The sequence below is a fragment of the Halococcus thailandensis JCM 13552 genome, assembly GCF_000336715.1.
GTDB classification, from domain to species: domain Archaea; phylum Halobacteriota; class Halobacteria; order Halobacteriales; family Halococcaceae; genus Halococcus; species Halococcus thailandensis.
This window is the reverse complement of the sequence record NZ_AOMF01000120.1, coordinates 1-287: the sequence shown is the minus strand read 5'-3', so window position 1 is coordinate 287 and position 287 is coordinate 1. Positions and strand designations below refer to the sequence as shown.

The 287-nt window shown below is 55.1% G+C and carries 1 pseudogene; it reads right to left on the bottom strand.

What is annotated here, in order from left to right:
• Positions 1 to 287: pseudogene (locus C451_RS05635) on the bottom strand (IS4 family transposase); the annotation flags it as partial.

Here is a 287-nt window from a genome sequence, read left to right as displayed (position 1 = left end):
GCTCCAGCGTGATCGTCACCTAATCCGGGGAACTCCTCGAAGGATTCCGCAGAGAGCGTACAGATGGTCCCATCCGAGATGAAGACATCTCGGAAGCGCTCGAAGCGGCCTTCGAGCGCTGATTCTGTTTGTCCAAGCTCGACGCTGATGTAGCCACAGATGTCCGCAAGTAGCTCGGTGAGCTCAGCTGTAACCCACTGCTGAATGGACGAATACGCAACGGAATCGTTGGTGAAAGCCTTGTAGAGGTCTTGAACGGCAGCGAGAGACCCATTGGATTGGGTAGT